Origin of the sequence: Endozoicomonas atrinae (assembly GCF_001647025.1) — a bacterium.
Classification (GTDB): domain Bacteria; phylum Pseudomonadota; class Gammaproteobacteria; order Pseudomonadales; family Endozoicomonadaceae; genus Endozoicomonas; species Endozoicomonas atrinae.
Window position 1 is genome coordinate 1 of the sequence record NZ_LUKQ02000412.1, and the last position, 3,354, is coordinate 3,354.

Here is a 3,354-nt window from a genome sequence, read left to right on the forward strand (position 1 = left end):
ACCATTCGCACCGGAGTTAAACAGCTCAGAAAGGCTATGGGAGTGGATGCGGGAGCATGACTTATCAAACAAAGCATTTTCAGGTTATGAAAATATTGTAGATTGTTGCTGTGAAGCTTGGAATAACCTTTGCAGCGAAGCTGGTCGACTGTTCAGTCTGTGCTCCCGTGATTGGGCAGTTATACAGTAGTTAGAAAATTCAATTGGTATTATTCCGACTGTCATTCAGGGGTAGCTCTACTTATAGATAACGGAGATATAATTTCAGGTAGATATGCCGAAAACGTAGCCTTCAACCCGGGAATGACTGCCGTAGAAGCGGCTCTGGTTAATCTCCGCCTATCCAGCCTTGGCAAGGCTCCAGGCAAAATTATTGACGCTGTTATGGTTGAAAAACAGGCATCTATCTCCCATAAGGGTATGACAGCCTCAATCATTAGTCATACAGGGGCAGAATTACGCTATTTCGTTGTATAAACTTAAAGTAACTCATTGAGCAAGGAGGCCAGATTGTGAGTTCAGGTTATAGAATTGACCCATCATCCTCTCCCCATCTTGACTACGGTCAAGGTAACGATGACAGCCTTGGTAAAAATGAAGGCAGTGCCAGCTCTTCTTCAACAAGCCACAAGTCTTACCTTGACCGCTCAGACTCAAGAAAAGGTGAGGATAAATCTCTGGAAATGCGTAAAGCTCGTAAAAAAAACAAGCGCAAGAAGAAAAAAATTTCTGAGAGAAACACCAAAGAGTTTAATGACGACCAGACCGACGAATGAAGGCAATCATCAGATTGCCTTTAACTTCCTACCTCAATACCTCCACAGCTTCCCTAAAGGCTGTTTAACACCCTAAGATACTTCATTTGACTAATTCCATTCTCAGTGAAAAGATCCTGATCGGGATTGATGGTGTGCGCTGCAGCACTGGCTTATGACGCTTACATATAAAGCTTACTTATGAAAAGAACAGACGCTTCCAGGCATAGTGATGATCAGCAACACTACGATGTACTTATTGTCGGTGGAGGAATGGTGGGTGCAACGATCGCCTGCGGCCTTGGCCAACAGGGAATAAGGGTTGCCGTATTCGACCATACTGAACCATCCCCATTATCAGCTGATGCCCTGCCCGAACTGCGCGTGTCTGCTCTCAGCACAGCCTCTGAAGAGATTCTTCGCCAACTGGGAGCATGGCCACATATGCAATCCATGCGTATGACGCCGTATCGACGTATGGCCGTGTGGGAAAAGCTGCACTCTCCCTTTGGAAAAGAGATAGGCTCAAGGGCAAACCGGGTTGTGTTTGATGCCAAACAGATTAATCACTCACAGCTGGGTTTTATCGTTGAAAACCGGGTTACCCAATTAGGTCTGTTAGAAGCGATCAAATCTTACCCGTCTGTCTCTTTGTTCTGCCCGGCCAGTATTCAAAAAATTCATACTTCTGCGGTTCCCCCTGTAATTGAGTTGTCCGATGGACGTCGCTTTTCTGGTGATCTGTTAGTGGGAGCAGATGGTGCCAACTCACGGGTTCGCCAAGCTGCAGGGTTGGCCATGGAGCAACGGGACTATGAGCAACAATGTCTGGTTGCAACGGTTGAAATTACCGGAGGTTGTCAGGACATTACCTGGCAGGCCTTTACCCCGACAGGTCCAGAGGCCTTTTTGCCACTACCGGATATAAACGGTAGAAGTTTTGGATCTATTGTCTGGTACAACCATCCAGAGAAAATTCGACAACTACTGGCACTCTCCGGTGAAGCATTCATTAAAGAGCTGAAAACCACATTTCCTGCTGAGCTACCTGAAGTTATCCAGCTACATGAGCGTGGTGCATTCCCTATTGCCCGGCGCCATGTTACTGAGTATTTCCGTCCGGGTATCGTTCTTGCCGGAGATGCAGCCCACACCATCAACCCTTTAGCGGGACAGGGTGTAAACCTGGGTTTGCAGGATGCTGCCTGGCTGATTGAAATTCTGGTTGAAGCCTACAGGGCAGGTGAAAACCTGGGAACCCTGGAGGTTCTTACCCGATATGAAAAAGCAAGGCGAAGAGATAATGCGTTGATGATGAATACAATGGATGCTTTTTATCATGCTTTCAGTAACCAGAATAAACCACTGCAACTTCTGCGAAATCTCGGCCTGACGATAGCTGGCAGGCTGCCACCAGCGGTCAATCAGGTGATGAAATATGCCATGGGGCTTTCTGGTAAACAGCCCAAATTGGCCACAGGCAAAAAAAATAAATTATAAATTGCTATAGAGGACTGAAAAACACCGGAAAAGAGAAATACACGGATTGTACTTCGTAAAACCCTGATGCACCTCTGTGTGTTGTAGGCATAAGATGGTTTCTGCACTATCGATGACAACACAGCTTGGGGAAGCAGATGATGAGAACTATGATTTCAACCGGATTCAGACTCACGGCCATGGCTTCTCTGGGATTCTGGTGGGCCTGGTTGATGGCTGGTGCCGCCTATTATTATACGGTTGAACAGGCTTCCTTGTGGTTCTCATTTACATCAGGTGCGGGTATTAGTCTGGTAATCATGGTTTGTGGCGTGTTCAGTGCAATGATCTCTGACTCTCTGCACTGATAGCTCCCTGTCAGTAAATAGCCCAGCTTCCTTGTTGCATTGATTATGGCCGGGCTTGTGCCAATTACAACATTACTCATAAATAACAATCACACATGAAGAAAGCCTCAATTTATAGCGCACTTATCGCGTTACTGACCCAGACTTCCTTTGCAGAAATCTCCCACATTCACAAAATATCCGGAAACTAAAAATTCACAGCCCACATGGGGTACGGATGAAGACATTGCTTTTCTGGAAGATAATTTTTTACGGGTAAAACAGTGGGCTGATCAACATCAAATCCCGGTTTATTTAGGTGAGTACGGTGTAAACATTTCATCTGATCCGAAAAACAGAGCTCTCTATCTTAAGAAAGTCAAAGAAACCGCCAAAAGCCTGGGTTTTGCGGACGCCATCTGGTGCGCAGGCTCTAAAGCCAAAAAAGTAGTGTACTACCGTAAAAAGCGACAATGGGATAAAAGTTCTTTAGATAGTTTATTTTCTGATTCAGAGCAATAAACTATACGACTAACATAGCTCGATATACCTTAAAATCGTAGACCCTTGCTGCTTATATTTTCATTCTCGGCTCGATATCAGACATATTCTTGCGAGCCTGAACACCCCTAATTCACTACTTTCTCGGGAATGTAATTTAAATTGTGTAAACGCTTGTCGTTAATACTCCAAAATGGAGAATAACAATGAGCGTTGAAATCAACGAAAAACTGGTAGATCAAATAGCCAGTCAGATTAAAACTCAGGATGAT

Annotated in this window: 5 protein-coding genes and 1 pseudogene; all 6 read left to right on the forward strand. The window is 45.0% G+C overall.

From position 1 onward, the window contains the following. Positions 1-190: pseudogene (locus tag AK963_RS36075) on the forward strand (IS630 family transposase); the annotation flags it as partial. Continuing rightward, positions 172-477 carry a cytidine/deoxycytidylate deaminase family protein gene (locus tag AK963_RS36940; protein WP_083232917.1) on the forward strand — a complete coding sequence of 102 codons (306 nt, stop codon included), beginning with the start codon at positions 172-174 and terminating at the stop codon, positions 475-477. The pseudogene AK963_RS36075 and the gene AK963_RS36940, both read left to right, overlap by 19 nt. Before the next feature lie 35 nt (positions 478-512). Next, positions 513-776, forward strand: coding sequence for a hypothetical protein (locus AK963_RS27125; RefSeq protein ID WP_066018452.1), 264 nt, complete (start codon positions 513-515; stop codon positions 774-776). 180 nt (positions 777-956) lie between these two features. After that, on the forward strand, positions 957-2,255 hold the full coding sequence (locus AK963_RS27130; protein WP_066018453.1) for an FAD-dependent monooxygenase: 1,299 nt from the start codon (positions 957-959) through the stop codon (positions 2,253-2,255). Between the two features lie 137 nt (positions 2,256-2,392). After that, positions 2,393-2,602, forward strand: a complete 210-nt coding sequence (locus AK963_RS27135; RefSeq protein WP_139117704.1) for a hypothetical protein — start codon at positions 2,393-2,395, stop codon at positions 2,600-2,602. A gap of 150 nt (positions 2,603-2,752) precedes the next feature. Further along, on the forward strand, positions 2,753-3,103 hold the full coding sequence (locus tag AK963_RS27140) for a glycoside hydrolase family 5 protein (protein WP_066018455.1): 351 nt from the start codon (positions 2,753-2,755) through the stop codon (positions 3,101-3,103). Positions 3,104-3,354: the final 251 nt, after the last annotated feature.